This is a genomic window from Streptomyces sp. NPDC045026, from assembly GCF_056432625.1.
This window is the reverse complement of record NZ_JBWKIS010000001.1, coordinates 257024-283995: the sequence shown is the minus strand read 5'-3', so window position 1 is coordinate 283995 and position 26972 is coordinate 257024. Positions and strand designations below refer to the sequence as shown.

At 72.0% G+C, this 26972-nt stretch carries 27 protein-coding genes and 1 pseudogene; 20 read left to right on the top strand and 8 right to left on the bottom strand.

Going from position 1 to position 26972, the window contains the following annotated elements:
* Positions 1 to 145: 145 nt before the first annotated feature.
* Positions 146 to 2065, top strand: coding sequence for a tetracycline resistance ribosomal protection protein Otr(A) (gene otr(A), locus AC07EJ_RS01260; RefSeq protein ID WP_478883476.1), 1920 nt, complete (start codon positions 146 to 148; stop codon positions 2063 to 2065).
* Positions 2066 to 2179: 114 nt separating this feature from the next.
* Positions 2180 to 3229 (top strand): PHP domain-containing protein, encoded by a 1050-nt coding sequence (locus tag AC07EJ_RS01255; protein WP_389478911.1) that lies wholly within the window; start codon positions 2180 to 2182, stop codon positions 3227 to 3229.
* A 43-nt stretch (positions 3230 to 3272) separates the two neighbouring features.
* Here the strand turns inward: AC07EJ_RS01255 and AC07EJ_RS01250 are convergent, their stop codons facing one another.
* A complete protein-coding gene (locus tag AC07EJ_RS01250) occupies positions 3273 to 4082 on the bottom strand; it encodes a putative protein N(5)-glutamine methyltransferase (RefSeq protein WP_389478818.1) in 810 nt (269 codons plus the stop codon).
* A gap of 434 nt (positions 4083 to 4516) precedes the next feature.
* Between AC07EJ_RS01250 and AC07EJ_RS01245 the strand changes: the two genes are divergently transcribed.
* The 8 genes and pseudogenes from AC07EJ_RS01245 to AC07EJ_RS01210 all read left to right on the top strand — a co-directional run bounded on the left by AC07EJ_RS01245 (position 4517) and on the right by AC07EJ_RS01210 (position 11243).
* Complete coding sequence (locus tag AC07EJ_RS01245; RefSeq protein WP_393581236.1) at positions 4517 to 5341, top strand: slipin family protein; 825 nt, start codon at positions 4517 to 4519, stop codon at positions 5339 to 5341.
* Positions 5342 to 5370: 29 nt separating this feature from the next.
* Complete coding sequence (locus tag AC07EJ_RS01240) at positions 5371 to 5838, top strand: nuclear transport factor 2 family protein (protein WP_389478817.1); 468 nt, start codon at positions 5371 to 5373, stop codon at positions 5836 to 5838.
* A gap of 74 nt (positions 5839 to 5912) precedes the next feature.
* The gene (locus AC07EJ_RS01235) at positions 5913 to 6635 is read left to right on the top strand and encodes a FadR/GntR family transcriptional regulator (protein ID WP_478883475.1); all 723 of its coding nucleotides are present in this window, start codon (positions 5913 to 5915) and stop codon (positions 6633 to 6635) included.
* A 76-nt stretch (positions 6636 to 6711) separates the two neighbouring features.
* Positions 6712 to 6849, top strand: a pseudogene (locus AC07EJ_RS01230) (exo-alpha-sialidase); the annotation flags it as partial.
* A 215-nt stretch (positions 6850 to 7064) separates the two neighbouring features.
* Entirely contained in the window at positions 7065 to 8024 is a 960-nt protein-coding gene (locus AC07EJ_RS01225) for a dihydrodipicolinate synthase family protein (RefSeq protein ID WP_478883474.1), read from the top strand.
* On the top strand, positions 8021 to 8950 hold the full coding sequence (locus tag AC07EJ_RS01220; protein ID WP_389478814.1) for an ROK family protein: 930 nt from the start codon (positions 8021 to 8023) through the stop codon (positions 8948 to 8950). Before AC07EJ_RS01225 ends, AC07EJ_RS01220 begins: the two co-directional genes overlap by 4 nt.
* A 23-nt stretch (positions 8951 to 8973) precedes the next feature.
* Complete coding sequence (locus AC07EJ_RS01215; protein ID WP_478883473.1) at positions 8974 to 9669, top strand: N-acetylmannosamine-6-phosphate 2-epimerase; 696 nt, start codon at positions 8974 to 8976, stop codon at positions 9667 to 9669.
* 89 nt (positions 9670 to 9758) lie between these two features.
* Positions 9759 to 11243, top strand: a complete 1485-nt coding sequence (locus AC07EJ_RS01210) for a sialate:H+ symport family MFS transporter (RefSeq protein ID WP_389478812.1) — start codon at positions 9759 to 9761, stop codon at positions 11241 to 11243.
* Between the two features lie 23 nt (positions 11244 to 11266).
* On the opposite strand, the gene sigJ is transcribed toward AC07EJ_RS01210, so the two are convergent.
* Complete coding sequence (gene sigJ / locus AC07EJ_RS01205) at positions 11267 to 12190, bottom strand: RNA polymerase sigma factor SigJ (protein ID WP_389478811.1); 924 nt, start codon at positions 12188 to 12190, stop codon at positions 11267 to 11269.
* Positions 12191 to 12335: 145 nt separating this feature from the next.
* Here sigJ and AC07EJ_RS01200 point away from each other — a divergent pair, with 145 nt between their 5' ends.
* Positions 12336 to 12803: a nuclear transport factor 2 family protein gene (locus tag AC07EJ_RS01200; RefSeq protein ID WP_100593197.1), complete on the top strand. Its 468-nt coding sequence runs from the start codon at positions 12336 to 12338 to the stop codon at positions 12801 to 12803.
* Entirely contained in the window at positions 12800 to 13432 is a 633-nt protein-coding gene (locus AC07EJ_RS01195) for an LUD domain-containing protein (protein WP_329566243.1), read from the top strand. The genes AC07EJ_RS01200 and AC07EJ_RS01195 overlap by 4 nt, the downstream gene beginning before the upstream one ends.
* A gap of 69 nt (positions 13433 to 13501) precedes the next feature.
* On the opposite strand, the gene AC07EJ_RS01190 is transcribed toward AC07EJ_RS01195, so the two are convergent.
* Both AC07EJ_RS01190 and AC07EJ_RS01185 read right to left on the bottom strand, forming a co-directional pair.
* Positions 13502 to 13903: a hypothetical protein gene (locus AC07EJ_RS01190; protein WP_389478810.1), complete on the bottom strand. Its 402-nt coding sequence runs from the start codon at positions 13901 to 13903 to the stop codon at positions 13502 to 13504.
* A gap of 106 nt (positions 13904 to 14009) precedes the next feature.
* Entirely contained in the window at positions 14010 to 14456 is a 447-nt protein-coding gene (locus AC07EJ_RS01185) for a MarR family winged helix-turn-helix transcriptional regulator (protein ID WP_389478809.1), read from the bottom strand.
* 194 nt (positions 14457 to 14650) lie between these two features.
* Here AC07EJ_RS01185 and AC07EJ_RS01180 point away from each other — a divergent pair, with 194 nt between their 5' ends.
* From AC07EJ_RS01180 to AC07EJ_RS01170, 3 genes are all read left to right on the top strand, one after another.
* Positions 14651 to 15820, top strand: coding sequence for a serine hydrolase domain-containing protein (locus tag AC07EJ_RS01180; protein ID WP_389478808.1), 1170 nt, complete (start codon positions 14651 to 14653; stop codon positions 15818 to 15820).
* A 149-nt stretch (positions 15821 to 15969) separates the two neighbouring features.
* Entirely contained in the window at positions 15970 to 16341 is a 372-nt protein-coding gene (locus AC07EJ_RS01175; RefSeq protein ID WP_393581252.1) for a hypothetical protein, read from the top strand.
* A 122-nt stretch (positions 16342 to 16463) separates the two neighbouring features.
* A complete protein-coding gene (locus AC07EJ_RS01170) occupies positions 16464 to 17918 on the top strand; it encodes a SulP family inorganic anion transporter (protein ID WP_478883472.1) in 1455 nt (484 codons plus the stop codon).
* 20 nt (positions 17919 to 17938) lie between these two features.
* On the opposite strand, the gene AC07EJ_RS01165 is transcribed toward AC07EJ_RS01170, so the two are convergent.
* Complete coding sequence (locus AC07EJ_RS01165) at positions 17939 to 18547, bottom strand: TetR/AcrR family transcriptional regulator (RefSeq protein ID WP_393581254.1); 609 nt, start codon at positions 18545 to 18547, stop codon at positions 17939 to 17941.
* Between the two features lie 124 nt (positions 18548 to 18671).
* Here AC07EJ_RS01165 and AC07EJ_RS01160 point away from each other — a divergent pair, with 124 nt between their 5' ends.
* The 4 genes from AC07EJ_RS01160 to AC07EJ_RS01145 all read left to right on the top strand — a co-directional run bounded on the left by AC07EJ_RS01160 (position 18672) and on the right by AC07EJ_RS01145 (position 22793).
* Positions 18672 to 20156 (top strand): cytochrome P450, encoded by a 1485-nt coding sequence (locus AC07EJ_RS01160; protein WP_389478804.1) that lies wholly within the window; start codon positions 18672 to 18674, stop codon positions 20154 to 20156.
* Positions 20157 to 20300: 144 nt separating this feature from the next.
* Entirely contained in the window at positions 20301 to 20531 is a 231-nt protein-coding gene (locus AC07EJ_RS01155) for a hypothetical protein (RefSeq protein WP_389478803.1), read from the top strand.
* Between the two features lie 115 nt (positions 20532 to 20646).
* A complete protein-coding gene (locus AC07EJ_RS01150) occupies positions 20647 to 21897 on the top strand; it encodes a cytochrome P450 family protein (protein ID WP_389478910.1) in 1251 nt (416 codons plus the stop codon).
* A gap of 116 nt (positions 21898 to 22013) precedes the next feature.
* On the top strand, positions 22014 to 22793 hold the full coding sequence (locus tag AC07EJ_RS01145) for an arylamine N-acetyltransferase family protein (protein ID WP_389478802.1): 780 nt from the start codon (positions 22014 to 22016) through the stop codon (positions 22791 to 22793).
* Positions 22794 to 22874: 81 nt separating this feature from the next.
* Here AC07EJ_RS01145 and AC07EJ_RS01140 read toward each other — a convergent pair whose 3' ends face one another.
* The 3 genes from AC07EJ_RS01140 to AC07EJ_RS01130 are packed head-to-tail and all read right to left on the bottom strand — an operon-like array spanning position 22875 to position 25787.
* Positions 22875 to 23654, bottom strand: a complete 780-nt coding sequence (locus AC07EJ_RS01140; RefSeq protein WP_478883471.1) for a nucleotidyltransferase domain-containing protein — start codon at positions 23652 to 23654, stop codon at positions 22875 to 22877.
* Positions 23651 to 24289, bottom strand: coding sequence for a TetR/AcrR family transcriptional regulator (locus tag AC07EJ_RS01135; RefSeq protein WP_478883470.1), 639 nt, complete (start codon positions 24287 to 24289; stop codon positions 23651 to 23653). Before AC07EJ_RS01135 ends, AC07EJ_RS01140 begins: the two co-directional genes overlap by 4 nt.
* Positions 24290 to 24293: 4 nt before the next feature.
* Complete coding sequence (locus AC07EJ_RS01130) at positions 24294 to 25787, bottom strand: MFS transporter (protein ID WP_393581263.1); 1494 nt, start codon at positions 25785 to 25787, stop codon at positions 24294 to 24296.
* 217 nt (positions 25788 to 26004) lie between these two features.
* Here AC07EJ_RS01130 and AC07EJ_RS01125 point away from each other — a divergent pair, with 217 nt between their 5' ends.
* A complete protein-coding gene (locus AC07EJ_RS01125; protein ID WP_389478797.1) occupies positions 26005 to 26931 on the top strand; it encodes a Gfo/Idh/MocA family protein in 927 nt (308 codons plus the stop codon).
* The last annotated feature ends 41 nt before the right edge of the window (positions 26932 to 26972 follow it).

The following is a 26972-nucleotide window of genomic DNA, read 5'->3' as shown; positions in this document are numbered from 1 at the left end:
CGGAAAATGAGTTGCGCGGGCCCGCCGGTAGCCCCGCATGATGGTCGGGCCACGCCCCCGACAGCCCTGGAGCACGGAATGCGTCATTCCTTCGAAGCAGTTCAGCGCCCTGACCGGACGAACTCTTTCGAGGACTCGACCTTCCATGCCTTCCCAGCCCCCGCGGCACACCCTGAACATCGGCATTCTCGCCCACGTCGACGCCGGTAAGACCAGCCTCACCGAGCGCCTCCTCTTCGACACCGGCGCGATCACCCGTCTCGGCAGTGTCGACGCGGGCGACACCCGCACCGACACCGGCGACATCGAGCGGCAGCGCGGCATCACGATCCGCTCGGCCGTCGCCGCGTTCACCATCGGCGACATCCAGATCAATCTCATCGACACCCCTGGGCACTCCGACTTCATCGCCGAGGTCGAGCGCGCCTTGGCAGTCCTCGACGGCGCCGTGCTGCTGCTGTCCGCCGTGGAGGGCGTCCAGGCCCAGACGCGTGTCCTCCTCAAGACCCTGCGCCGACTGCGGCTGCCGACCCTCGTCTTCGTCAACAAGATCGACCGACCGGGCGCGCGGGACGAGGCGCTGCTCAACGAGGTCCGCCGCCGCCTGACCCCGCACGTCGTGCCGCTCACGGAGGTCCACGACGCCGGCACCCCGTCGGCCCGGACGGTCCCGCGACGCCTCACCGACCCGGCCGTACGGGCCGCTGTCGCGGAAGCGCTCGCCGAGGTCGACGACTCGGTGCTCGCAGGTATGGTCGACGGTCCCGAGCCGACCGCCGCCGACCTGCGCCGCGCCCTGGCGGCACGCACCGCGGACGGCTCCGTGCACCCCGTCCTGTTCGGCTCGGCCCTCAGCGGCCAGGGTGTCGCCCAACTCGTCGAGGAAATCCCCCGGTTGATCCCTCTCCCGTCGGTCACACCGTCCCCGGGAGCCGCACCGCGCGGCACGGTCTTCGCGGTACGCCGAGGCCCGGCAGGCGAGCGGGTGGCCTATCTCCGCCTGTACGAAGGAGAATTGACGGAACGTCAACGCGTGACGTTCCTGCGGGACGCGTCCGACGGCTCTGTCACCGAGATTCCCGGGCGCGTCACCGGTCTCGACGTGGTGGGGCACGTGACCGGCACCCTCACTGCCGGGAACATCGGTGAGCTGCGGGGCGTGCCCGACGTCCGGGTCGGCGACCGGCTCGGCCCGCGCGACGGCCGCGCCCATGCGCCGGGCTTCGCGCCACCCACGCTGGAGACCCTCGTACGGGCCGTTCGCCCCGGCCGCTCGGCGGCGCTGCGGAGCGCGCTCCTCGACATCGCGGGGCAGGATCCGCTCATCCACGCGGAGGCCGCGCCCGACGGGGGCACGGCCCTGCTGCTCTACGGCGAGGTGCAGAAGGAGGTCCTGGCCGCGACCCTCGTCCAGGACTACAGCATCGAGGCCGTCTTCGAGCCGAGCCGTATCCGCTGCGTCGAGCGTCCGCAGGGCACCGCCGAGGCGCACGAGGACATCACGCACCACCGCGAGACGGGATTCTGCGCGACGGTCGGGCTGCGCGTGGAGCCGGGGCCGCGGGGTTCCGGGCGGGTCTTCTCGTACGAGACGGAGTTGGGCGCGCTGCCCCGCGCGTTCCACCAGGCCATCGAGGACACGGTGCGCGCGACGCTCGGCGAGGGGCCGCGCGGGTGGCCCGTGACGGACTGCCGGGTGACGCTCGTGCGCTCCGGGTTCTCGTCGCCGGTCAGTGTCGCCGGGGACTTCCGGGGCCTGACGCGGCTCGTCCTGCGGCGCGCGCTGGAGCGGGCGGGGACGACGGTGCACGAACCAGTGCACGCGTTCGAGGCGGAGATCCCGCTGGACACGCTCGCCGCGGTGACCGCCCGGCTCTCCGCCGCGGAGGCCGAGTTCGGCGACACGACGGGCGGCACCACATCCTGGGTCGTCACGGGCACTCTCCCGGCCCGCGAAGTGCGGAAGGCCGAGCTCGCTCTGCCGGCTCTGACGCGCGGGGAGGGCGTGTGGTGGTCCCGGGTGTCCGGCGACCGGCTCGTCCGGACGCCGGAGCATGCGGCGTAGGCAATTGGCTCGCCCCCGTCCCGGGCTCCCGCGTGTCGCGGCGCACGCGGGGGTGAGCCACGCTGGAGGAAGCGGTACGCGACGCGGGAGCGGGAGGTGGCGAAGGCCATGGCGATGGAACCCGTCGAGGCGCTGGAACGGGTCGCCTTTCTCCTGGAGCGCACTCTGGCCCCGCCGTATCGTGCCGGAGCCTTTCGCACCGCCGCCCAGGTGCTCGGCGCGCTGCCCGACGGGGAGGTGGCCGAGCGCGCCGCAGCCGGGACGCTCGAATCGCTCAAGGGGGTCGGGCCCAAGACGGCGCAGGTGGTACGGGAGGCGCTGGCGGGCCAGGTCCCGGCCTACTTGGAGCGCTTGGAGAGCGAGGGCGCCGCGGCGCCACTCACCGAGGGCGGTGAGCGGCTGCGCGCGCTCCTGCGCGGCGACTGCCATCTGCACTCCGACTGGTCGGACGGCGGCAGCACCATCGAGGAGATGGGCCGAGCGGCGATCGCCCTCGGTCACGAATGGGCCGTCCTGACCGACCACTCGCCGCGCCTGACCGTGGCACACGGCCTGTCGCCGGAGCGGTTACGTGAACAGCTGGCCGTGGTGAGGAAGTTGAACGAGCGCTGGGCGCCCTTCCGGCTGCTCACCGGCATCGAGTGCGACATCCTCGCCGACGGTTCCCTCGACCAGGAACCCGAACTCCTCGACCAACTCGATGTCGTCGTGGTGTCGGCGCACTCCAAGCTGCGCATGGACGCGCCGGCGATGACGCGCCGGATGGTGGCCGCGGTGACGAACCCTCTCGCCGATGTGCTCGGGCACTGCACGGGGCGGCTCGTGACGGGACGGAACGGCGTGGGACGGGGCCGCCCGGAGTCGCAGTTCGACGCGGAAGCCGTATTCGCGGCGTGCGCGGAGTCGGGCACCGCGGTCGAGATCAACAGTCGCCCCGAGCGCCTCGATCCGCCTCGCAGGCTGCTGCGCGAGGCCGTGGCGGCGGGCACGCTGTTCTCCGTCGACACGGACGCGCACGCTCCGGGCCAGCTCGACTGGCAGCCCCTCGGCTGCGCCCGTGCCGAGGAGTGCGAGGTACCGGCCGACCGCGTGGTGAACACCTGGCCGGCGGACCAACTCCTCGCCTGGACACGAGCGCACCGGGTCCCGAGCCGGGCGGGCTAGAGGGACATCGGGTGCCACCTCCCTTCCCCACCGCGCAGGCGCGCTACCCCTCCCCCATCACACGCCGTTTCGTGCCGATGACCACGGTGGCGTACAGGTCGTCGTCCGTCACCACCCGCGCCGCCAGACCGCTGCGGATGACCGCCGCGACGGCCTCGGGGGCCTGCTGTTCGCTCGTCTCGACGAAGAGGTGCCCGCCGGGGGCCAGCCACCGAGGGGCACCTGCCGCGACGCGGCGCATGATGTCGAGCCCGTCGGCGCCCCCGTCGAGCGCCATGCGCCGCTCGTGGTCGCGGGCCTCGGGCGGGAGCAGGGCGACATCGCCCGTGGGGACGTACGGTCCGTTGGCGGCCAGGATGTCGACGCGGCCCCTGAGTGCGGCGGGCAGGGGCCCGTACAGGTCGCCCTCGTGGACCTCGCCGCCGAACGGCGACACGTTCCGCAGGGCGCAGCGCACCGCTGCCGGGTCCAGATCGGCGGCGTGGAGTTCGGCGGGTTCCGCGTGGGTGGCGAGTGCCGCGGCCACGGCCCCGCTGCCGCAGCACAGATCGAGGACGACGGCCCCGGCGGGCGCGAGGGCGGCCGCCTGGCGGGCGAGGAACTCGGTGCGGCGCCGCGGGACGAAGACACCGGGTTCGAGCGTGATGCGCAGACCGCAGAACTCCGCCCAGCCGACGACGTGTTCGAGGGGCAGGCCCTCCACGCGGCGCTCGACCATCGCGGCGAGTTCGCCCGGCGTACGGGCCGTCGACAGGAGGATGTCCGCCTCTTCCTCGGCGAAGACGCAGCCTGCGGCGCGCAGGCCGGCGACGACGGCGGGGCGGTGTGGCGGGGGTGACGGTTGAACCGACATGTATGAAGCGTGACCTTTCGGGATGCCGATGGGGCTCCCGATGACCTGCGGCCACCTACGTCCGGTGGACCGCGGGGGTGTGTGGAGGGAGCACCCGACCTGACACAGCGGTAATGGGGCTCACCTCCTCGGCCGAAGCGCTGCTGGGAGCGGTAACACTACCCCAGCCGTCGCCGTGGCCCGGCCGGGAGTTGGGACCGCGGCGGACGGCCGGCCGGGCGCCGCGAGCACCGGTTCGCCGGCCCTCGGAGAGTCGGCTGCGGTCACTCCGCGTGACTGTCCCGCACTCCTCGTTCCGTGGAACATCCCCATGGAACATTTCAGGCATATCGTTGATTAGGCACACCAGCTGCTTACGCACCTCGCGCCGGCTCAGACACCCCGAGCCGGCCGCCGCACATCGAGCTGGACGACTCAAAAGTCAGGGGGTCGCCATGCTGGCGGAACTGCTCACGGCCGTGGCCGCGGCCGCTTCGTTCGGCGCTGTATACGCCGCTGCGGCGGCCCGCGTGGTCAAGCAGTACGAGCGAGGCGTGGTCTTCCGCCTCGGCCGGCTGCACGGCGCGGTCCGCGGGCCGGGGTTCACCACCGTCGTCCCCGGCATCGACCGGCTGCACAAGGTCAACATGCAGATAGTGACCATGCCGGTGCCCGCCCAGGACGGCATCACCCGCGACAACGTCACCGTCCGGGTCGACGCCGTCATCTACTTCAAGGTCGTCGACGCTGCCAACGCGATCGTGCAGGTCGAGGACTACCGGTTCGCCGTCTCGCAGATGGCCCAGACATCGCTGCGGTCGATCATCGGCAAGAGCGACCTCGACGACCTGCTCTCCAACCGCGAGAAGCTCAATCAAGGCCTTGAGCTGATGATCGACAGCCCGGCCATCGGCTGGGGCGTACAGATCGACCGCGTAGAGATAAAGGACGTGTCACTGCCCGAAACGATGAAGAGGTCCATGGCGCGGCAGGCCGAGGCCGACCGTGAGCGGCGCGCCCGCATCATCAACGCGGACGCCGAACTCCAGGCGTCCAAGAAGCTCGCCGAGGCCGCAGCCCAGATGTCCGAACAGCCCGCGGCACTCCAACTGAGACTCCTGCAGACCGTGGTGGCCGTCGCCGCCGAGAAGAACTCGACCCTCGTGCTCCCCTTCCCGGTGGAACTCCTGCGCTTCCTTGAACGGGCACAGCAGCCCGGTCCCCCACCGCCCGCAGTCGAGGAGGGCGAACACAAGAAGCCGGCGAGCCCCGAGGAATGACAGCGCCATGGGGGTGCGTTCGCACCGGCATGGACACAACTGACGCGGCACGGCGGTTCGTCGACACCTGGGAGCGGGGGTGGGCGCGGCACGACGTCCCGGCCCTCCTCGCGCTCTACGCGCAGGACTGCGTACACCGCTCGATGCCGTTCAGGGCGCCGCACCGGGGCCGGGCGGAGCTCGCCGACTATCTGCACCGGTCGTTCCGGGACGAGCGCCCGCTCGACGTGCGGTTCGGACCGCCGGTGGTCGGCCCTGACGGACTGGCCGTGGCGGAGTTCCGGGTGGTGGCAGAGGAGGGCGGCGAGACCTCGACGCTGGCTGGGTGCGTGTTCGTACGGTTCCGCGATGACGGGCTCGCCTTCGAGACACGGGACTACTGGCACCAGACCGGCGGTCGACAGGAGCCCGAGGGTGACCTGTTCCTCGGGGACGAGGGCGGCCCGACACCTTGGGCGAGGGGCGCATGGCCCACACGTCCGGCCCGGGACATCTGATGTCCGACGCCTTGGTAGCGTAGAAGCGGCCCGGGCGGCGGGTCCAGGCGCGTTCAGAGGTGGGGAGACCGCTCATGCCCGGTATCAGGCCGGTCCGGCCACTGCTGCGGCAGGAAGTCGCCGACGGCATCAAGCGGTACATCCTCGAGAACCGGCTGCACCCCGGCGATCCGCTGCCCACGGAGACGGAGCTGTGCGAGGCGCTCGGCGCGAGCCGGTCCAGCGTCCGCGAGGCGGTCAAGATCCTGCACGCGCTCGACATCGTCGAGGTCAGGCACGGCCATGGCACGTACGTGGGACACCTGAGTCTGTCCGCGCTGGTGGAGAGCCTGACGTTCCGCGGACTGCTGAGCCCTGACGACGACGTGCAGGTGCTCGCCGACCTCGTCGACGTGCGCGAGCTGTTCGAGCGCGGCATGGCCGAGCAGATCGTCGCGTCGCTCAGCGGCGAGCAACTCGACGCCCTGGAACGGCTGGTGACCCGGATGGGTGACGCCGGTGTGGGCGGTGACGGCAAGGGGCTCATCGAGGCCGACCGCGCGTTCCACGCGCTGCTCGTCGCGCCGCTCGGCAACGACCTGATGGGCCAGCTCTCGATGGCCTTCTGGGATGTGTACGCCATCGTGGCCCCGCAGATCGACGGGTTCACGCACACCGAGCAGGCGGAGACGGTCGCGGCCCACCACAGCATCGTGACGGCGGCCCGCGCGGGCGACCCGGTGGCGTTCGTCCAGGCCGTCGGCGACCACTACGCGCCGGTCCGGCGACGCATCTCCGAGGCCCGCACGCGCTCCTGACGGCCCTCTTCGGCGCCCCTGGGATCCCTGATCGAACGGGACATCCGGCGCCTGCTGTCACCTCTCCCGTATTGACAAGAACCCCGCGTGGGGCCGCCTGTTCGCCGCATCCGGCGAGGGCACCCAGCTGCGCCACGGCCCGCGCGAGGGGCGCCTCCTCCAGCAGTACGCGATCCGGATCGACGGCGCGAACTACGCGGCGAGCACGTACAGCGGCGTTCGGCCTGAACTGGCTGGGCGACGGTGCGGGTGACCGTGACGCCGGGCGCACCCACGCGTTCCTCCGGTCGTCGGTGACCGTCGCGGGAATGTGACCTCCACCCCTTGACCGCCCCCGCAGGGTGCGACTTAAAGTGGCGCCCAGGACGTAGGACGTCTTACGTCTGATGCCCTGCCCCCTCTGAACCGAAGAGAACCCGGAGCGCCGCCATGTCCCTGACCACACCCCTGCGCGGGGTCGTCCCGCCCGTCTGCACCCCCCTCGACGAGACGGGCCAGGTGGACACCGCCTCCCTCGCCCGTCTCGTCGAGCACCTCGTCACGGGCGGCGTGCACGGACTGTTCGCGCTCGGCTCGACCAGCGAGGTCGCGTATCTGACCGACGAGCAGCGTGCCGTCGCCCTGCGGACCGTCGTGGAGACGGCGGCGGGCCGGGTCCCCGTGCTCGCCGGCGTCATCGACACCACGACCGCGCGTGTCATCGCCCACGCGCGCGTGGCCGCCGAGCTCGGCGCCGACGCCCTGGTCGCCACCGCGCCCTTCTACACACGCACCCACCCCAAGGAGATCGCGGGTCACTTCCGCACCCTGCGCGCGAGCGTGGACCTGCCGCTGTTCGCCTACGACATCCCGGTCGCCGTCCACAGCAAGCTCCCCGCGTCACTGGTGCGCGAGCTCGCCGAGGACGGCACGCTCGCCGGCCTCAAGGACAGCAGCGGGGACGAGGGCGGGCTGCGCCGGCTGATCGTCGAGCTGGGCGGCCTCGACGGCCGCTCGGACGGGGCCGCCCCGCGCTTCTCGGTACTCACCGGCTCCGAACTCACCGTGGACTGCGCCCTGTTGGCAGGCGCGGACGGCGTCGTTCCCGGCATCGGCAACGTCGACCCCTCCGGATACGTGCGCCTCTACGGCGCGGCGCTCGCCGGTGACTGGGCACTCGCCGCCAAGGAGCAGGAGCGTCTCGTCGCGCTGTTCGGGATGGTGGACGTCGGCCCCGAGGCCGACATGGGGCGCAGCTCGTCCGCGCTCGGGTCGTTCAAGGCGGCGCTGCGGCTTCTCGGGGTCATCGACTGCGGCGACACGGCGTTCCCGCAGATCCAGCTCGGCGCGGAGTCCGTCGCCGAGGTCGCGCGGCATCTGCGTGCTGCCGGGCTCGCGCCGGTCCGATGACGGTCACGGGTTCCACGATCGGCCTCGACCTCGGAGGCACGAAGATCGCCGCCGCGCTCGTCGCCCCGGACGGCACGGTCCTCGCCCGGCACACCCGACCCACGCCCGCGGGCGACGGCCCCGAAGCCGTGCTCGACGCGCTCGCCGCCGCGGCCCGCTCGGTCGGCGGCGGCACGGGGCCCGGCGTCCTCGGGGTGGCCGCGGCCGGCGTGATCGACCCGGTGACGGGCACCGTCACCAGCGCCACGGACTCCATCCGCGGCTGGGCCGGCACGGCGCTCGCCGCCGGTCTCGCGGCCCGTACGGGACTCCCGGTCGCGTGCGACAACGACGTACGCGCGACGGCTGCCCCCGAACTGGCCGCCGCCGGCGCGGGCGCGTCCCTCGTCTACGCGGCGATCGGCACCGGCGTCGGCGGGGCGGTGGCCGTGGGCGGGCGCATGGTCCACGGAACCGCGGGCATCGCGGGGCACCTCGGCCATGTGCCGAGCCCGGAGGCGGCGGGGCTGCCCTGCAGCTGCGGCGGCACCGGGCACCTCGAGGCCGTTGCCTCCGGGCCGGGGATCGCCGCGCTGTACGGGCGGCTCACGGGCCGGTCCGTGGACCGCCTGGAGACCGTGGCCCAGCGGGCCGCGTCGGGCGAGGAGCCGGCTGTGCGCGCCATCGTGACCGGCGCGGTCGCCGCCGGCCGCGTCCTGGGCGGTCTCGCCAACACGCTCGGACCCGACCGGGTCGTCGTCGGCGGCGGAGTGCCGCACATCGGGCCGCTGTACTGGGATGCGCTGACCGAGGCGTTCACCGCCGAGCTCATGCCGCCGCTGGCTCGGCTTCGGCCCTCCAAGCCTCTTTTCGGGGCCGATGCCGCCGTCATCGGCGCCGCGCGCCTGCCCTCTCAGGTGCCACTGCACGTGCCGCCGCCGTCCTGAACACCCCTCCCTGGAGTATCTCGATGAACGACCCCGCGTCGCCCTCGTCCGCCGTCCCTGCCCTGCTCGAGGGCAAGCTGATCGTCTCCTGCCAGGCGCCGCCGGGCGATCCCATGCGCGACACCGACACCCTCGTACGTCTGGCCCGGTCCGCCGCCGCCGGCGGGGCGGCCGGGATCCGCGCCAATGAACCCGAGGTCGTGGCCGCGATCTCCGCGGCCGTCGACCTGCCGCTCATCGGACTGTGGAAGGACGGCGACACCGGCATCTACATCACGCCGACCGTCCGGCACGCCCTCGCCGTCGCCGAGGCGGGCGCCCACGTCGTCGCCGCCGACGCGACCGCGCGCCCCCGGCCCGACGGCGGCACGTTCGCCGACATCGTGGCCGCGGTGCACGGCGCCGGGGCCCTGGTGATGGCTGATGTGGCGACCCTCGACGAAGGCGTCGCGGCGGCCGCCGCCGGCGCGGACTTCGTGTCGACGACGCTGTCCGGCTACGTCCCCGGCTCCCCCGGCCAGGACGGACCCGACCTCGATCTGGTGGCCGCGCTCTCCGCCGAGCTGGATGTCCCCGTGGTCGCCGAAGGCCGCATCAGCACCCCCGAAGAGGCCGCGCTGGCGCTCGCGCGGGGCGCGCACAGCGTCGTCGTCGGCACCGCCATCACCGCGCCCACCGCGCTGACCTCGCGTTTCGTGACGGCTCTCCCCCGTACGTAGTTCCCGCTCAGCCCCCACTCAGGCCGTATCGCACCCCCACACCGCAGACGGGACTCGACGGCGAGTTCTTCCGGCATCCTGGAGTAATCGTGCACACCACAGCCAAGCCACCGCTCCCCTGGTACCGCGAGGTGAGCCGCCCCCAGTGGAAGGCGTTCTTCGCCGCCTGGATCGGCTACGTCCTCGACGGGTTCGACTTCGTCCTGATCACCCTCGTGCTGACCGAGATCAGCTCGGAGTTCGGCCTGAGCACTGTGCAGGCCGCGAGTCTGATCTCCGGCGCGTTCATCACGCGCTGGCTCGGCGGAGCGGTACTGGGCGCGCTCGGCGACCGGTACGGCCGCAAGCTCTCGATGGTCCTCAGCATCCTGCTGTACTCCCTGGGCACGTTCGCGTGCGGCTTCGCCTGGGACTACACGAGCCTGTTCGTGGCGCGCCTCGCGATCGGCATGGGCATGGCCGGCGAGTACAGCGCCAGCGCCACGTATGTCATGGAGAGCTGGCCCACTCGCGTGCGCAACCGGGCCAGCGGGTTCCTGATCTCGGGCTTCTCGATGGGCTCGGTGCTCGCCGCGCAGGTCTACAACTGGGTCGTGCCCACGCTGGGCTGGCGCTGGATGTTCTACGTGGGCCTCGTCCCGATCGTCGTCGCGCTGTGGATGCGGCGGGCGCTGCCGGAGGCGGCGGACTGGAGCGAGTCGGTCGGCAAGCAGGAGGAGAAGGAGCGGCCGAACCCGTTCCGGCCGCTGTTCGCCACGCCCGCCAAGGCGACGGTGAACGTCGTCCTCGCCGTGGCCGCCACGGTGTCGCTGTTCGCGATCTTCACGCCCGTCGGCGACGGGCTCGTGCCCGCGCTGTCGGCGGTGGCCGCGGTGGCACTCATCGCGTTCGCCGTGCAGCTGGGCGGGCGCAAGAGCTGGCTGCTCTACGTGTCGATGATCGTGACGATCTTCTTCGCGTTCCTGTACTCGTGGCCGATCCAGGCGCTGCTGCCGACGTACCTCAAGACGGAGCTGGGCTACTCGCCGCAACAGGTCACGGACGCGCTGTACTTCGCGGGCTTCGGCACGATGGCGGGCTGCTGGCTCGCGGGCTTCGCAGGTGACTGGATGGGCACGAAGAAGGCGTACGCGCTGACACTGCTCGCCTCGCTGGTCTTCGTCTTCCCGGTGTTCGCGGTGCGCGACAACCTCTTCCTGCTCGGCGTCCTGCTCTTCGTGCTCCAGGCGACCAGCTTCGGCATCTCCGGGCTGCTGCCCCGGTACATCGGCGGCCACTTCCCCACCGAGAACCGGGCCGCCGCGCTGGGGTTCACCTACAACGTGGGTGCGCTCGGCGGGGCAGTCGCGCCGGTGCTCGGCGCGCATCTCGCGGCGGGCATGGACCTGGGGCGCGCCCTGGCCGTGCTGACCTTCGCGGGCACGGTGATCGTCGTCCTGCTGGTCGGCTTCGACGTACCGGGCCGCCTGAACCGCCTCACCGACCCGGACGGCACCGTCGACCACCTCGCCGAGGCGGCGCCGGGGACGGCGACGTCACCGTCCAACGGGCAGGTCCCCGCGGCGTCCCGCTGACGCACCGGCCCCGCAGTGCCCGGTCAGCCCCCTGTCCAGGGGCGGAGCTTCTCCGGATTGCGTATGGCCCAGATGTGGGTGATCCGGTCGCCGGCGATACGGAACGCGAACACGGTGACGGTGACGCCGTCCTGCTGGGCGACCAGTCCGGGCCGGCCGTTGACCGTACGCTCCAGCAGCGTCTGGTCGGGCGCGAGGCGGGCGACGTTGAGACAGGCGTCGGCAAGCCGCTCGCGACCCGTGACCGGCCGCCGCAGCGCGCCGACCAGGCCCCCGCCGTCGGCGATCACGGTGGCGTCGGGATCGAGCAGGCCCACGAGGGCGCTCACGTCCTTCGCCGCCCAGGCCTGCTTGAACTCCCGGACGATGCCGGCCTGCGCGGCCGTCGGCCCGGCCGGAGCCTGGGAAGCGCGGATGCGGCGGCGGGCCGAGGAGGCCAGTTGGCGGCAGGCCGCCGGCGTACGGCCGACGATCTCGGCCACCTCGGCGAACGCGTAGCGGAAGACGTCGTGAAGGATGAAGGCGACGCGTTCCGCCGGCGTCATGGATTCCAGGACGACGAGGAACGCCATGTCGACCGACTCGTCGAGGGTGATCCGGTCCGCCGGGTCCGCCGTGACGCCGTCGGTCCACTCCCGGCGTTCGGGAAGCGGCTCCGGGATCCACTCGCCCACGTAGCGCTCCCTGCGCGCACGGGCGGAGCCGAGCAGATTGAGGCAGATGCGGCCGGCGACCGTGGTCAGCCAGGCGCCGGGGGCTTCGATGGCGTCGCGTTGCGGCCGGTCCATGGCGTACCAGCGGACGAACGTCTCCTGCACGACGTCCTCGGCATCGGCCAGCGAGCCGAGGAGCCGGTACGCCAGATTGATCAGCTGGCGCCGCTCGCTCATGATCGCGCTCAGGCCCGGATCGGCCTGGCCTTGTGCCGTGTCGGTTCGGTTGGCCATGGTGTCGCGCACTCCCTTGCCTCGGCCTCGTCACTGCCCTCCATCTCTTTGACGAGACAGCCCTCCGGAATGTGACGTCGTTCGCGTCGCCTCACATTCCGGAGGGCTGCGTTGTCGTACGAGGCATACGGAACGGAGGAAGCTGATGACCGACTTTCAAGCGATTGCCGACCGCGTCGAGATCGAGGCGCTGCGCGGTGAGTTCACCGACGCGGCGATGATGCGCGACCGCGCCCGCCTCGCGTCCCTGTTCACGGAGGACGGCGTGCTGCGGATGCCCGACGTCCCCATCGAGATGAACGGCCGGGAGGAGATCCGCACCGGGGGCGAGCGGCTCCAGGCCCAGTGGGACTTCTTCGTGCAGAACACGCATCCGGGCGTGATCCGGATCGACGGCGACACCGCGACCGGCCGCGCCTATATGCAGGAGATCGCGCGCATGCAGAGCGGTTTCCAGGGCCTCAACTACGCCATCTACCACGACCGTTACCGCCGCACCGACGAAGGCTGGAGGTTCACGGAGCGGGTCTACGAGATCCGGTACTTCGACACCACCCCGCTGACGGGCTCGGCTCCGGCCGGGGACATCCACGCTGCTCAGGAGGCACGATGACCGTCTCGACCCCGACCACGCCGTTCACCGGCCCGGCGCCCGCGGACCGCTTGGAGCGGGCGGCCGCCGCGCTGGCGGCGCACCGCTTCACCGTCGAGATCCTCGATGACGCCGCCGCCGCGCGGACCCGGGTCCAGGAGCTGATCCCGGAGGACGCCAGTGTGTTCACCGCGGCCAGCGAGACGTTGCGGCTGTCCGGCATCGACGACGACATCAACACCAGCGGCCGGTACCGGGCGGCCGTCAAGCCCCGCGCGGTGACCATGGACCGGGCCGCCGAGGCGGACGACATCCGGCGCCTCATCGCCGTCCCGGACGTCGTGGTGGGCAGCGTCGCCGCGCTCACCGAGACGGGCTCCCTCGTGGTGGCCTCGGCGAGCGGAAGCCAGTTGCCCGCGTACGCCGGTGGCGCCGGGCGCGCGATCTGGGTCGTCGGGGCGCAGAAGGTGGTGCCCGACCTGGACACCGCGCTGCGCCGCCTCGAGGAACACGCCCTCCCGCTCGAAACCGCCCGCGCCCTGGAGGTGTACGGACAGCCCAGCTCCGTCAACCAACTCCTGGTCCTCAACGCGCAACCCCTCACCGGCCAGGGAATCGTCCTGCTGCTCCGCGAGGCGATCGGGTTCTGAATGGGACGTTTGCCCTGAGCCTTCCCCAGCAGGCGCCGGGGCGGGCTCAGGGCGCGGGTCCCGCGGGCGTCAGGCCACGACGTCGATGTACGTCGAGGGGCCGTAGCTCGATCCGCTGACCGGGGTGACGTACATACGGACGGTCCTGCCCTCCTTGAGGTCTCCGCCCTTCCACGGGCTGCAGTAACCGGCGGTGTGGCCGCGGGTGTCGATGCTCCGGTCCATTTTCCCGTCGTAGTTGTAGTCGAGGGCGGTCTCGATGCCCCAGCCGTCCGACTTGGTGTCGCAGGCGCGGATCGCGTCGCCGGGGATCGAGCCGTCCGGATCGGCGTTCCAGGTGGCGTTGCCGGCGCCGCTGGGCGCGTAGATGGTGACCGTGCCGGCCCAGGCCTCGCCCTGGAGGCCGGCGACCAGACCGATCGCGCAGGCGCCGGTGGCGAGTGCTCTGATCACGGTGTTTCGGGTCTTCATGATGTTCCCTCCCCTTGCCGGTGGGCCGATGCCCGCCGACGTTCGGGGAGGAGAATGTCATACGTAGATCAACTTCGGGAGGCCGAAGGCCCGATCCGCGGACCGCTCACTTCTCCACCAGCCGCTCCATGAGGGCGGTGGCCTCGGCCAGCGTGCGCAGTTCGGCCTCGTCGAGCTCGCCTGCCAGGGCCTGGACGAGCCAGCCGTGCTTGGCGGCGCGGACCGAGGCGAGGGTGAGCCGGCCGCTTTCCGTGATGGCGACGACGGACTGGCGGCCGTCGTCCGGGTCGGGCGTGCGCGCCACGAAGTCCCGTTCCTCCAGGGCGGCGAGGGTGAGCCGCATCGACTGGGGCCGCACGTACTCGGCGCGCGCGAGGGCGGCCGTGGTGGCGGGGCCCTCTCCGTCGAGGCGGGCCAGTACGGTCCGCTGCGTGGGGGTGAGGAGACTGTCGGGCGACGCGGTGCGCAGTCGCCTGAGCAGCCGTCCGACGACGGCCGACAGATCGGCGGCCACCTGTTCTGCGAGCGGCTCGACCGCGGGTTCTCGCTGCATGTCCTCACCGTAGAAGGTCGACAGGCAGCCTTGCAATTTCGCACCGTTTCGCCCGACGGATCGGCACGCGGAAACCATCGGGTGTCGACCCTCTTCACGCCGGTCCGACCAGTCGGTATGTTCGCCTCAGCATCTTCACCCCAGCGGGCCCGTCCCGCTCGCCCCGCCTCACCGCTTCGGCCCACGGAGACCCCATGACCCAGCACGCGCCCGGCATCCAAGGACACTGCGACGCGCGCTTCGACGCCGTCCGGGCGGCCTTCGAGGAGAACTTCGAGGAGCGCGGGGAACTGGGCGCGGCCGTCACGGTCCTGATCGACGGCGCGCCCGTCGTCGACCTGTGGGGCGGCTGGGCCGACGCGGCCCGCACGCGCGCGTGGGAGCGCGACACCGTCGTCAACGTGTGGTCGACGACGAAGGGGCCGACCGCTCTGTGCGCGCACATCCTCATCGACCGCGGCCTGCTCGACCCGGACGCGCCGGTCGCCTCGTACTGGCCGGAGTTCGCCGCGGCAGGCAAGGAAGGCGTACTCGTACGGCATCTGCTGTCGCACCGGGCCGGACTCGCCGGGCTGCGCGAGCCGCACTCCCTGGAGCAGCTCTTCGACTGGGAGCTCACCACGTCCCGGCTCGCGGCGCAGGAGCCGTGGTGGGAGCCCGGCTCGGTCTCCGGCTACCACGCGCTGACGTACGGGTTCCTGGTCGGCGAGGTCGTCCGGCGCGTCAGCGGTCTGCTGCCGGGCGCGTTCCTGGAGCGCGAGGTGACGGGCCCGCTCGGCATCGACTTCACGATCGGACTGCCGGACAAGGAGGCGGGCCGCGCGGCGGAGATGGTGCACCCGCGCGCGCAGGCCACCAGCGAACAGGCCGCGATCTTCGCCCAGTTGGCGCCGGCCGCCCTCGCCGCGCTGACCAATCCGATCGCGGGCGCGTCCGAGGCCAACACCACGGCCTGGCGCGCCGCCGAGATCCCGGCCGCCAACGGTCACGGCACGGCGCGCGCCGTCGCCGCGCTGTACGGAATCGTCGCGGGCAGGGGCCGGTCCGGCGATCAGCAGATCCTTTCCCCGGAGGGCGCCGAGCGGATCCGCGAAGGACAGGGCAGCTGCCGCGACCTGGTCCTCGGTGCCGGGTTCACGCACGAGACGGAACTGGGCCTCGGCCTGTGGCTGAGCGGGCCGAACGGCTCGTACGGGCCCAACCCGCGCGCGGTCGGACACGACGGCTTCGGCGGCTCGTTCGGATCGGCCGACCCCGAGTCCGGTGTCGCGATGGGCTATGTGATGAACCGGATGGGCCCTCACATCGCCGACGACCCGCGCAAGATGGCCCTGATCAGCGCCGTGTACGACGCTCTCGGCTGACATCCGACCGCCGGAAACCGGCCACCACGCGCCGTCCCGCGCGCCCTTACCGCCGCGCAACCTTACGGTAACCACATGGGCAGTTCGCCAGGCTAATCTGCTAACTGCCCAAGAGGATTACGAGGCGACGCGACCTGGGAGCCGACCGGATGGCACGCGGCACGACGACAGCGAGGGCCTGCCTGATGGCCCTCACCGTCGGCATGCTCGTCCTCCAACTCCTGGTCAGGAGCGCCCCGTCCGTGTCCGCCCACGACTCGGTGGCACACACCGGGGGCCCGGTCGCCGCCTGCGACGACACCGAGCTGCCCCGGAGTTCGACCCATCACTACCTGCCCCGCGACCGGCACCGCGCCGAGGAGTACGTGCCCGACGGCACCGTGCGCGGGGCCGCGTGCCCGTGGCAGGTCCAGGCCGGGGACCCCGGTATCGCGTCGGGGCCGGCCGACGGGTCCCCGCACCGCCAGCCGAGACGGGCGGCCGACTCTCTCCCCGTCATACTCCAGGTCTTCCGCTGCTGAGAGCGCCCGGGGGCAGGAGCAGTTCCCGCGGGTCTTCCGCGCATCCTCCTGCCCGCCTCCCGTGACACTCCGCACGTGTAGGACTACGCGCCCCGCACGGGGCGCGCTGGAGGTATGCGCTCGTGAAGCGTTTGGTACCGCGGCAGGACTTCGCCGCGTCTCTCGTCGTGTTCCTGGTCGCCCTGCCGCTGTGCGTGGGCGTGGCCGTGGCGTCCGGCGTCCCTGCCGAACTCGGCCTCGTCACCGGCATCGTGGGCGGTCTGGTGGCCGGGGCCATGCCCGGCAGCAGTCTTCAGGTGAGCGGGCCCGCGGCCGGGCTCACCGTGCTCGTCTACGAAGCCGTGCAGGCGTACGGCCTGCCGGTGCTCGGCGTCATCGTGCTCGCGGCGGGGCTGCTCCAGCTCCTCATGGGCGGCCTGCGCCTGGGCCGCTGGTTCCGGGCGATCTCCGTGGCGGTCGTCGAGGGCATGCTCGCCGGGATCGGTCTCGTCCTGATCGCCGGGCAGCTCTACGCGATGGCCGACACGCCGGCGCCCGCGTCGGGGCCGGACAAACTCGCCGGGCTGCCCGGCCTGTTGATCGACTCGGCCTCCTCGCCGAAGGCCCTCACCGCGCTCACCCTCGGCGTGGGCACGATCGTCGTCCTGCTCGGCTGGAAGCGGCTGCCCAAGGCGGCCCAGATGGTGCCCGCGCCACTCGCCGCGGTGGGGCTCGCGACGCTCGCGGCCGCCGGATTCGGGCTGCCGGTCGCGCGGGTCGAGGTACAGGGTCTCATCGAGTCCGTACAGCCGCCCGGCGCCGACGCGTTCGGGCAACTCGCGAGCGTCGGGGTCGTCGGCACCGTCCTCGCGTTCACCCTCATCGCGTCCGCCGAGTCCCTGTTCAGCGCGGCCGCCGTCGACCGGATGCACGACGGGCCGCGCACGTCGTACGACAAGGAACTCATCGCCCAGGGCGCGGGCAACACGGTGTGCGGGCTGCTCGGCGCGCTGCCGATGACCGCGGTGATCGTGCGCAGCGCCGCGAACGTCCAGGCGGGCGCCCACACCAAGGCCTCCCGCATCCTGCACGGCGTGTGGCTCCTGCTGTTCGCGGCGCTGCTGCCCGCCGCGCTCGGCGTGATCCCGGTCGCCGCGCTCGCGGCCGTCCTGATCCACGCGGGCGGCAAGCTCATCCCCGTACGGCAGATCGCGGGGCTGTGGCGTGAGTACCGGGGAGAGGCCCTGGTCCTGGTCGTCACGGCGGTGTCGATCGTCGCCGTCAGCATGTTCGAGGGCGTGCTCATCGGCCTCGCGCTCGCGGTGGCGAAGACCGCGTGGGAGGCCTCGCATGTGCGGCTCGACGTCATAGACAAGGGGGCCGGGCCGATCCAGGCGTACCTGTCCGGCAACGCGACGTTTCTACAGCTGCCGAAGATACTCGACGAGCTGGAGGCGCTGCCGCAGGACCGGCCCGTCGAACTCAACCTGTCCGGCCTGCATCACCTCGACCACGCCTGCGAGACGGCGCTGCGGAACTGGGCGGCCCGGCACAGCGGCGCGGGCATCGAGCCCGTCAAGCTCCATCCGGGCGACTGAGGTCCGCCCGTGCGAGCGCGCTACGGCGTGATCGCACCGAGCAGGGCCCGCGCACACAGGTCGCGCACCTGATCCCGTGACAGCTCCGGCTCGTCGAGCCATTCCAGGCACACGGCCACCATGAAGGCCAGCCAGCCGCGGACGGCGAGCCGGAGCGCGGGGGATTCGCCGTCGACGTGGGACCTGTCGGGGTCGGCGGCGAGCGCCTCGACGATCTGGCGCTCCTGCGCGGCCAGGCCCTGCCGGTATACGTCGCGCACGACCGGGTCGCCCGCGGCCTCGGCCCGGTGGAAGGCGCGGAAGCCCTCGCCGTGGGCCTCCACGTAGCCGAGGAACGTGTCCAGGCCCGCGGCGATCTGGTCGCGCACCGGGATCCCGGGAACGGCCGCGGTCAGACGCAGCATCCGCTCGCTCTCGCGCTGGACGACAGCGGCGAAGAAGTCCCGTTTCGTCGGGAAGTAGTGGTAGAGCAGCCCGCGTGAGACGCCCGCGATCTCGGCGACCTGCTCGATCCAGACGTCGTCGTACGTGCTCTGCGCGAAGAGCCGCGCGCCCACGCTGAGCAGCTGTTCTCGACGCTCCTCGGTGCTCAGCCGGCGGCGCGTGCGCTCCTGCTCCCTGGCGGCCATGGCAGCACCTTACTCGCATTACTTGACGTGAATTCAATAGCGGGACCACACTGGAGAGCGTATTGAACCCACGTATAACAGCGGCTCGGGTACAGGCACTCTCTACGTCCAACAGGTGGGGATCATGGCTCAGTTGACGCGGCCGGCGACGGACTCGACACCGCCGAGGGGCTTTCGCAGCGCCGAGCTCGGCTGGCCCGGACTCGACCGGATTCCGCACCCGCCGCGCCGCGTTCCCCTCATCGGCGACATCCTCGGCGCGAACGTCCGCACCCCGGTGCAGGACTCGATGCGGATCGGTAAGCAGCTCGGGCCCGTCTTCCGCCGCAAGGCCTTCGGTAACGAGATCGTGTTCGTCTGGGGCGCACGGTTCGCCGCCGACATGGCGGACGAGTCGCGCTTCGCCAAACATGTCGGCCTCGGCGTCGCCAATCTGCGGCCCGTGGCCGGTGACGGCCTGTTCACCGCGTACAACCACGAGCCCAACTGGCAGCTGGCGCACGACGTGCTCGCTCCCGGCTTCGGCCGCGACGCCATGGAGGGCTACCACCCGCTGATGCTGGACGTCGCGGGGCGCCTGATGGCGGCATGGGACGTCCGGGAGGCGGCGGGCGAGGCGGTGGACGTGCCCGGCGACATGACGAAGCTGACCCTGGAGACGATCGCCAGGACCGGTTTCGGCCATGACTTCGGGTCGTTCGAGCGGGAGCGGCCGCACCCGTTCGTGACCGCCATGGTCGGCACACTGTCGTTCGCGCAGCGCCGCAACGTGGTGCCACCGGCGCTCGCTCCCCTGCTCCTGCGGGGCGCGGAGCGGCGCAACGCCGCGGACATGGCGTACCTCAACCGGACCGTGGACGACGTCGTCGCCGCGCGGCGGGCCGCGTCCGGATCGCCCTCCGGCGGGCAGGGCGACCTGCTCGACCGCATGCTGGAGGTCGCCCACCCCGACACCGGGGAGCGGCTCTCCCCCGAGAACATCCGGCGCCAGGTCATCACGTTCCTCGTCGCCGGGCACGAGACGACGTCGGGCGCGCTGTCGTTCGCGCTGCACTATCTGGCGCACCACCCCGATGCCCTCGCGAAAGCGCGCGAGGAGGTGGAGCGGGTGTGGGGCGACGCGGACGAGCCCGCGTACGAGCAGGTGGCCAAGCTCCGCTATCTGCGCCGCGTTCTCGACGAGTCCCTGCGGCTGTGGCCGACGGCCCCGGCGTTCGCCCGCGAGGCCACCGTCGACACGACGCTCGGCGGGATCCACCCGATGCGCCGGGGCGCTTGGGCGCTGGTTCTGACATCGCTCCTGCACCGCGACCCGGACGCCTGGGGTGACGACCCGGAAGCCTTCGACCCGGACCGCTTCGCTCCGGCGGCCGTGCGCTCGCGCGCCCCGCACGTCTTCAAGCCGTTCGGCACCGGGGCGCGAGCCTGCATCGGACGCCAATTCGCCCTGCACGAGGCGACGTTGGTACTCGGCCTGCTGCTGCGCCGCTACGACCTGCACCCCGAGCCGGACTACCGGCTGCGCATCGCCGAACGCCTGACGCTGATGCCCGAGGGCCTGCGCCTCAATCTGGGACGCCGCCCGAAGGCCCTTACGGCGACGGACTGAGTCCGACGGGCCGAGCTCACCGGACGGAGCCCCCCAACCCTCGCGTCGAAGGCGAATTGTCAGACCCGTGCGCAAGAGTGGAGGCAGATGTCTCTACGTCTACGCCAACGTCTACGTCTTCGCCGAGCTGAGGGGCCCATCGACATGAATGCGACCAGGAATACCGAACTCGCCGCGGCCCAGGCCTGCCTGCGCCTGCTGCACACCGCGCGCGCCGCACTGACCGGATGCGAGCCGACGACCGCCGCCTCGCTGCTCGCCCTGCCGATCGCGGAGGCCGACGAGGCACTGGACAGGGCGGGACTCGCGGGGAACGAGGCCTGGTTGCTCGAGAAGCTGTACGACTTGGGAACGGAGACGCGCGTTCACACGTGACGTAGGTGTGGTCGTCCGTAGGTGAAGAACGTATGTTCGTCCGCTGGAGACGTGCGTACGTCCGCTTCCCGCGTTCACGCGACCGGTCAGGAGAGTTCCGTTGACGATCCCACCCATGGTCCCGCACCGTATCGACCCGGTCGGTGGCTGCCCGCACGCGACGAACGCTCGACTGCTCGATCAGGGCGCCGTCGCCACGGTCGTGCTGCCCGGGAACATCGAGGGCATGGTGGTCCTCGGCCACGACGCGCTCAAGGACTTCCTCGCGCACCCCGATGTCGCCAAGGGCGCCCGGCACTTCACTGCACTCGGCGACGGCCGCATACCCGACGGCTGGCCGCTGATGACGTACACGACGGTGCAGGGCATGACGACCGCTGACGACGAGGACCACCGGCGTCTGCGGTCGCTGGTGAGCCGGGCGTTCACCGCGCGCCGCGTCGAGGAGCTCCGGCCGCGCGTCGAGGCACTCACCGGCGAACTCCTCGACGGGCTGGAGGCGGCCGTCGAGGCGGGCGAGGACGTCGTGGACCTGCGGGGGCGGTTCGCGCTGCCGCTCCCGATGAGCGTGATCTGTGAACTGCTGGGCGTGGACGAGGAGTTCAGGGGGCGACTGCACCATCTGTCGGTCCAGGCCGTGGCCACCGACATCGGCCCGCGCGAGTCGGTGGCCGCCAACCGCGAGCTGCTGTCCGTCCTCGCGGCGGTCGCCACGTCACGCGCGCGCCGCCCGGGTGAAGACCTGACGAGCGCGCTGATCGCGGCACGCGAGGAGGACGGCGACCGGCTGAGCGAGCAGGAGTTGATCGGCACCCTGCTCCTGATGATCGTCGCCGGGCACAAGACGACGCTGAACCTGATCACTAACGCCGTGCGTGCCCTGTGCGCCCACCGCGACCAGCTCGACCTCGTCCTGTCGGGCGGCGCGTCCTGGTCCGACGTGGTGGAGGAGACGCTGCGCTGGGACAGCCCCGTCAGCTACTTCCCGTTCCGCTACCCGAAGCGTGACCTGACGGTGGACGGCACGGTGATCCCCCGGGGTACTCCGGTGCTCGCGGGCTACTCCGCGGCGGGGCGGGACCGCAGCGCGCATGGCCCGGACGCCGACCGCTTCGACATCACGCGCCCCTCGGCCGCCCGCCATCTCTCGCTGGGCCACGGCCCGCACTACTGCCTGGGGGCACCGCTCGCCCGTCTGGAGGCCACCGTCGCACTGGAGCGCCTGTTCACCCGTTTCCCCGATCTCGATCCGGCCGCGCCCGACGCGCAGCTCGCACGGAAGGAAGGCTTCGTGAGCAACAGCGTCAGCCAACTCCCGGTGCGCCTGCGGCCGGTGGCCGCTCCCGGCCTGAGGGGCGGATCCTGAGGGGCGCTCCTGAGGTTCCTGAGGTTTCTGATCTGCTGGTCCTAGGCCTCGCGACCTGGGTCGATACGGTCCTTCCGGCCGTGGCCCAGGTCCGCCCGGCCCTCCAGACTGGCCCTATGGACACCTCACGCACCGACGCCTACCTCCGCCGCATCGCGACGTCGCGCCCCGCGGCCCCGACCGCGCAGGCACTGCGCACCCTGCACCTCGCGCACCAGCGGACGGTCCCGTTCGAGAACCTCTCGATCCACCTGGGCGAGGACATCTCGATCGAAGAGGACGCGATCGTCGCCAAGCTCGTGGACCGCCACCGCGGCGGCTTCTGTTACGAGCTCAACGGCGGGTTCGCGGCGCTGCTCACCGCGCTGGGCTTCGAGGTGTCGCTGCTCCAGGGGCGGGTGTACGGCAAGGAGGGGCACCTCGGCATCCCGTACGACCACCTCGCCCTCCGGGTCCGTACCGTCGACGGGGCCGATCTGCTCGCGGACGTGGGCTTCGGGGCCCACAGCCACTTCCCGCTCGACGTCGGCGGGCGGGGCGAGCAGCAGGATCCGGGTGGCGTCTTCCGGATCGCCGAGACGAAGGACGGCGACCTGCGCGTGACCAAGGACGGGGCACCCGAATACGTGCTTGAACAACGCCCGCGCGAGCTGAGGGACTTCGAGGCCGGCCGCTGGTACAACTCCACGTCGCCCCAGTCCACGTTCACCCGGTCCCTGGTCTGCTCGCTGATCACGGACGAGGGCCGGCTGACCCTGAGCGGCCGCACGCTCACCACGACAGTCGGCGGTGAGCGCCACCGCTCGGAGCTCGCGACCGATCGGGAGGTGCTGGACACGTACCGCGACTCGTTCGGCATCGAGCTCGACCGGGTGCCGACGGACCCGACCGCCTAAACCTGGCCGCCCTATGCTCCTTCGGCCCTACGACCCTTCAGCGGCCCTCCGGCTCTTTCGGCGCTCCGGCTCTTTCGGTTCTCAGCCGTCTGTGTGCTCGGCGATGGTGCGGTCGAGCGCGGGGACGAGCCAGTCCAGGGTCAGCTCCGCCCGGCGCGCGGGCCACTCGGGGTCGGGGTCGGCCGGGCCGCTGTCGTACCGTCGGCGTTCGATGTCCGCCACGACGTCGGCGGGCGCGCCCAGTTCGGCGAGGACGGCGAGCGCTTCGGCCTTGCTGATGAGGGTGCCGTCGCGCAGGGTGACCGTGGCCCGGGCCAGGACCATCAGCCCGAGGTCGACCCAGATGGTCTCCCGCCACAGCTCGGGGCGTCCGGTCAGGGGTCGCCAGTAGCCGGCCAGGTCGGCGAGGATGTACTCCCTGAGCGTGCGGTCGTCCACCGGGGGCAGGGTGCCCGCGATCGGGTCCCCATGGAGCACGAGGCCGAATGCGTGGAGTTCCCGCCGGGTGATGGGGGTGACCGTGCGGGCGTAGGCCTCCCGGTGGGCCCAGGTGAAGTGCGTACGGTCGGGGTCGTCGAGGTCGCCGTGCGGCATGTAGGAGCAGTGGAGGTGCGCCGCGAGGGACAGTTCGGCGTCGATTCCCTCGTGCAGCGTGGTGAGCCGAGTCTCCTCGTCCGGCTTGAGCGGGTGCGGGACGACGGCGACGATGTCGAGGTCGCTGCGCCCTTCCTGGTAGTCCCCTCCGGCGAGAGACCCGTGCGCCCACAGCGAGAACGGGGCCGGCAGCGCCTCGCGCAGCTCGGTCAGAAAGCGGCCGAGAAGGTCGGTCGTCGCCGCCGGGTGTGCCTCCGCTGCAGTCATCCGGTCAGTGTGCCAGGAGTCAACTGGGCTTGTACGGCTGGTCCGTAGCGTTCGGTGACCTCTTCGATCGGAGCGGAGCGCACATGCGGGCCGCGCGCGATTCCGTACATGACGCCGAGGCCGAGGAGCAGGGAGACGGCGAGTTCGGCGCGCAGGCCCGCGTCCGGTCCGTGCAGGCGCCCGGCGAGGCGGTCGCTGACCTGCGCGCGGAAGTTGGCGCGCAGGATGTCGCCCTGTTCGCCGTGGAGCGGGGCGAACACGATGCGCAGGACGGGGTCTGCGCCGTGCTCGGACTGGCCGGTGAGGAGGTGGCGCACCATGTGCCGGCCGAGGTCCTCCAAGGGTGCGTCGAGGAGGGTCTCCACGTCCGCCTCGAAGTTCATGACCTGGGAGAAAAGGGCGTCCTTGTTGCCGAAGTACTTGAGGATCAGGGGGGCGCTGACTCCGGCGCGCTCGGCGACGGCCTTGAGGGTGATGTCGGCGTGCGCGTGCCGGGCGAGGAGGTGGCGGCAGGCACGGATGATGGCGGCCTTGGTCGCCTCGGCGTCGCGGCGCGCCGGCCCCGACCGCTGGTCATCCGTCACACCGGAGATGGATTCCGACTCGGCGGATGCCGTCAGGGCCGGGCTCGTCACGGGGTCACGCTCCTTCGAAGGCCTTGTCCGTCCGCCCGGTCGTGCCGCTGACGGACTTGCGCCCTCCATTGTCCGCCGCGTCGGCCGGGACGGTGAACGCCGCCGCTATCACCACGAGCGCGACCGTACCCGCCATGGCGAAGGCCATCTGATAGCCGCGCAGCGAGGGGAAGCCGACGCCGCTCGCGTGATGGACGAGGATCGCGGCGACCGCGGCGCTGGAGACGGCCTGGCCGATGGTGCGCATCAGGACGTTCACCCCGTTCGCCGACGCGGTCTGGCCGGCGGGCACGGCCCGCAGGATGAGCGTGGGCAGCGCCGAGTACGCGAACGTGGTGCCGGTCGACACGATGGCGCCGCCCAGGACGATCACCCACAGATCGCGGCTGTCGGCGATGCGGACGACATAGCCGAGCGCCATCACGGCGCCGCCGATGGCGAGGCTGACGCGAGGGCCCCGCGCGGCGGAGACGCGGGCCGAGACCGGCGAGAGGAGCAGCATGATCACGCCGTTGGGCAGCAGGCACAGGCCGGTCTGCACGATGGAGAGGCCGAGCCCGTAGCCGCTGGACCTGGGCGCCTGGACGAGCTGCGCCGTGACGAGCGAGTTGGCGTAGAAGGCGAATCCGGCGACCAGGGCGGCGAGGTGCGGCAGGCCGACGCGGCGGCCCACGGCGAGCCGGAGGTCCACCAGCGGACGGTCGGCTCGCAGCTGCTGCCACGACCACAGAGCGAAGATCACGACGGTGCCGGCGAACAGGCCCACCACGCGGTCGCTGCCCCAGCCCCACTGGCCGCCCTGCGAAACCGCGAGCAGCAGACAGACGAGGCCGCCGGCGAGTCCGGCCGCGCCGAGTGCGTCGAACCGGCCCGGTTCGCGTACGGGCGACTCGCGCACGGCCCAGCAGGCGAGCGCGAGGCCGAGCGCGCCGAGGGCGCTGGTCGCCCAGAACATGACGTGCCAGTTCGCGTACTGGACGATCAGGGCCGCGAGCGGCAGGCCGAGCGCGGCGCCGATCCCGACGGTGGAGCTCATGAGGGCGACCGCGGATCCCGTGCGGTGGGGCGGGAGTTCGTCGCGCAGGATGCTGATGGAGAGTGGGACGACCGCGGCGGCCGCGCCCTGGAGCGCGCGGGCCGCGATCAGGACGCGGATGTCGGACGTGAGCGCGCACAGAACCGATCCGCCGGTCATCAGCCCCAGCGCGAGCAGGAGCACGCGCCGCTTGCCGTACATGTCGCCCGCCCTGCCGAGCACGGGGGTGAGCACGGCGCCGGCGAGGAGGGTCGCGGTGACCGTCCAGGAGACCGCGCCGGGTGAGGCTCCGGTCAGCCGGGGCAGGTCGGGGAGCAGCGGGACCACGACGGTCTGCATGACGGCCATGAGGATGCCGCCGAAGGCGAGGACCGGGATCGTCAGCCGGCCGCGCAGACCGGGCAGAGGGGATATTTCGGGGCGCGTGTCGGGGCGTATGTCGGGGTTGATCGCGGGCTCCATGGGAGGTCCGGTGGACGCCTCGAGGGCGGGTCCGGGAGGTGAGGTGAATTTCTATTCACCTACGTGGTGAATCAGTATTCACCACCGCCCGCTCGTCTGGCCAGTGCGCACGATCGCAGCCCCGCGTCCCCACCGCCGGCGGGGTGACGCGCGGAGAGTCCGCGGCGGCACCGGCCGTTCCTGTTCCGGTCGCGGCCGGACCGCCATACTGCCGACCATGACTTCAGCTGCCACCACCCTTCGCGTCGGGCTCGTCGGCACCGGCACCTGGGCCTCGAAGACGCACGCCGCCGCCCTGCGCGCTCACCCCAGGACAGAGCTGGTGGGTATCTGGGGGCGCAGGCCCGAGGCCGCAGCCGAGGTCGCCGCCGCCCATGGCACGCGGGTTTTCGAGGACGTCGACGCACTGTTCGCAGCGTGCGACGCGGTGGCGTTCGCGGTGCCGCCGGACGTGCAGGCGCCCCTCGCCGCGCGGGCGGCCGCGGCGGGCTGTCATCTCCTCCTCGACAAGCCGCTTGCCACGTCGGTGCCCGCGGCCAGGGAGGTCGTGGACGCCGCACGGGCCGCCGGGGTGGCGTCCGTCGTGTTCTTCACGCTGCGCTTCGCGACCGTCACCTCAGACTGGCTGGCCCAACAGGCCGCCGAGGGAGGCTGGTTCACAGGCAGGGCCGACTGGTACGGGTCCCTCTACACGCCCGGCGACACCTCGGAGCTGACCGCGTCCCCGTGGCGGGTCGGGCGCGGTGCTCTGTGGGACGTGGGCCCGCACGCCCTGTCCGTACTGCTTCCGGTGCTCGGGGACGTCACGTCCGTGACCGCCGCGCGAGGCCCGGCGGACACCGTGCACCTGGTCCTCGCGCACGCTTCGGGCGCATCAGCCACGGCGGCGCTGAGCCTGACCACTCCGGCGAAGGCGGCGGGCATCTCCGTGGAGCTGCGCGGGGAGTCCGGCATCGCGTCGATGCCGACGGACGGTGAGTCGGTCGACGCGTTCGGGGCAGCGATCGACGCGCTCCTGGAGTCCGTACGCACGGGCAGGCCGCACGCCTGCGACGCCGTGTTCGCGCTGCGCGTCACGGAGATCCTCGCGGCGGCGGAGACCGGCCTCGCGTCACCCGACGGCACACCAGGCCCCCGCCACTGAGTCGAACGTCGCCTCCGCAGACGCGGACGGTTCCCGCAGGT

Bases quoted from the DNA above. Each gene is read 5' to 3' on its own strand.
- AC07EJ_RS01255 (WP_389478911.1), top strand. From the start codon at position 2,180: ATGGAACCCGTCGAGGCGCTGGAACGGGTCGCCTTTCTCCTGGAGCGC.
- AC07EJ_RS01250 (WP_389478818.1), bottom strand. From the start codon at position 4,082: ATGTCGGTTCAACCGTCACCCCCGCCACACCGCCCCGCCGTCGTCGCC.
- AC07EJ_RS01245 (WP_393581236.1), top strand. From the start codon at position 4,517: ATGCTGGCGGAACTGCTCACGGCCGTGGCCGCGGCCGCTTCGTTCGGC.
- AC07EJ_RS01240 (WP_389478817.1), top strand. From the start codon at position 5,371: ATGGACACAACTGACGCGGCACGGCGGTTCGTCGACACCTGGGAGCGG.
- AC07EJ_RS01235 (WP_478883475.1), top strand. From the start codon at position 5,913: ATGCCCGGTATCAGGCCGGTCCGGCCACTGCTGCGGCAGGAAGTCGCC.
- AC07EJ_RS01225 (WP_478883474.1), top strand. From the start codon at position 7,065: ATGTCCCTGACCACACCCCTGCGCGGGGTCGTCCCGCCCGTCTGCACC.
- AC07EJ_RS01220 (WP_389478814.1), top strand. From the start codon at position 8,021: ATGACGGTCACGGGTTCCACGATCGGCCTCGACCTCGGAGGCACGAAG.
- AC07EJ_RS01215 (WP_478883473.1), top strand. From the start codon at position 8,974: ATGAACGACCCCGCGTCGCCCTCGTCCGCCGTCCCTGCCCTGCTCGAG.
- sigJ (WP_389478811.1), bottom strand. From the start codon at position 12,190: ATGGCCAACCGAACCGACACGGCACAAGGCCAGGCCGATCCGGGCCTG.
- AC07EJ_RS01200 (WP_100593197.1), top strand. From the start codon at position 12,336: ATGACCGACTTTCAAGCGATTGCCGACCGCGTCGAGATCGAGGCGCTG.
- AC07EJ_RS01195 (WP_329566243.1), top strand. From the start codon at position 12,800: ATGACCGTCTCGACCCCGACCACGCCGTTCACCGGCCCGGCGCCCGCG.
- AC07EJ_RS01190 (WP_389478810.1), bottom strand. From the start codon at position 13,903: ATGAAGACCCGAAACACCGTGATCAGAGCACTCGCCACCGGCGCCTGC.
- AC07EJ_RS01185 (WP_389478809.1), bottom strand. From the start codon at position 14,456: ATGCAGCGAGAACCCGCGGTCGAGCCGCTCGCAGAACAGGTGGCCGCC.
- AC07EJ_RS01180 (WP_389478808.1), top strand. From the start codon at position 14,651: ATGACCCAGCACGCGCCCGGCATCCAAGGACACTGCGACGCGCGCTTC.
- AC07EJ_RS01175 (WP_393581252.1), top strand. From the start codon at position 15,970: ATGGCACGCGGCACGACGACAGCGAGGGCCTGCCTGATGGCCCTCACC.
- AC07EJ_RS01165 (WP_393581254.1), bottom strand. From the start codon at position 18,547: ATGGCCGCCAGGGAGCAGGAGCGCACGCGCCGCCGGCTGAGCACCGAG.
- AC07EJ_RS01160 (WP_389478804.1), top strand. From the start codon at position 18,672: ATGGCTCAGTTGACGCGGCCGGCGACGGACTCGACACCGCCGAGGGGC.
- AC07EJ_RS01155 (WP_389478803.1), top strand. From the start codon at position 20,301: ATGAATGCGACCAGGAATACCGAACTCGCCGCGGCCCAGGCCTGCCTG.
- AC07EJ_RS01150 (WP_389478910.1), top strand. From the start codon at position 20,647: ATGGTCCCGCACCGTATCGACCCGGTCGGTGGCTGCCCGCACGCGACG.
- AC07EJ_RS01145 (WP_389478802.1), top strand. From the start codon at position 22,014: ATGGACACCTCACGCACCGACGCCTACCTCCGCCGCATCGCGACGTCG.
- AC07EJ_RS01140 (WP_478883471.1), bottom strand. From the start codon at position 23,654: ATGACTGCAGCGGAGGCACACCCGGCGGCGACGACCGACCTTCTCGGC.
- AC07EJ_RS01130 (WP_393581263.1), bottom strand. From the start codon at position 25,787: ATGGAGCCCGCGATCAACCCCGACATACGCCCCGACACGCGCCCCGAA.
- AC07EJ_RS01125 (WP_389478797.1), top strand. From the start codon at position 26,005: ATGACTTCAGCTGCCACCACCCTTCGCGTCGGGCTCGTCGGCACCGGC.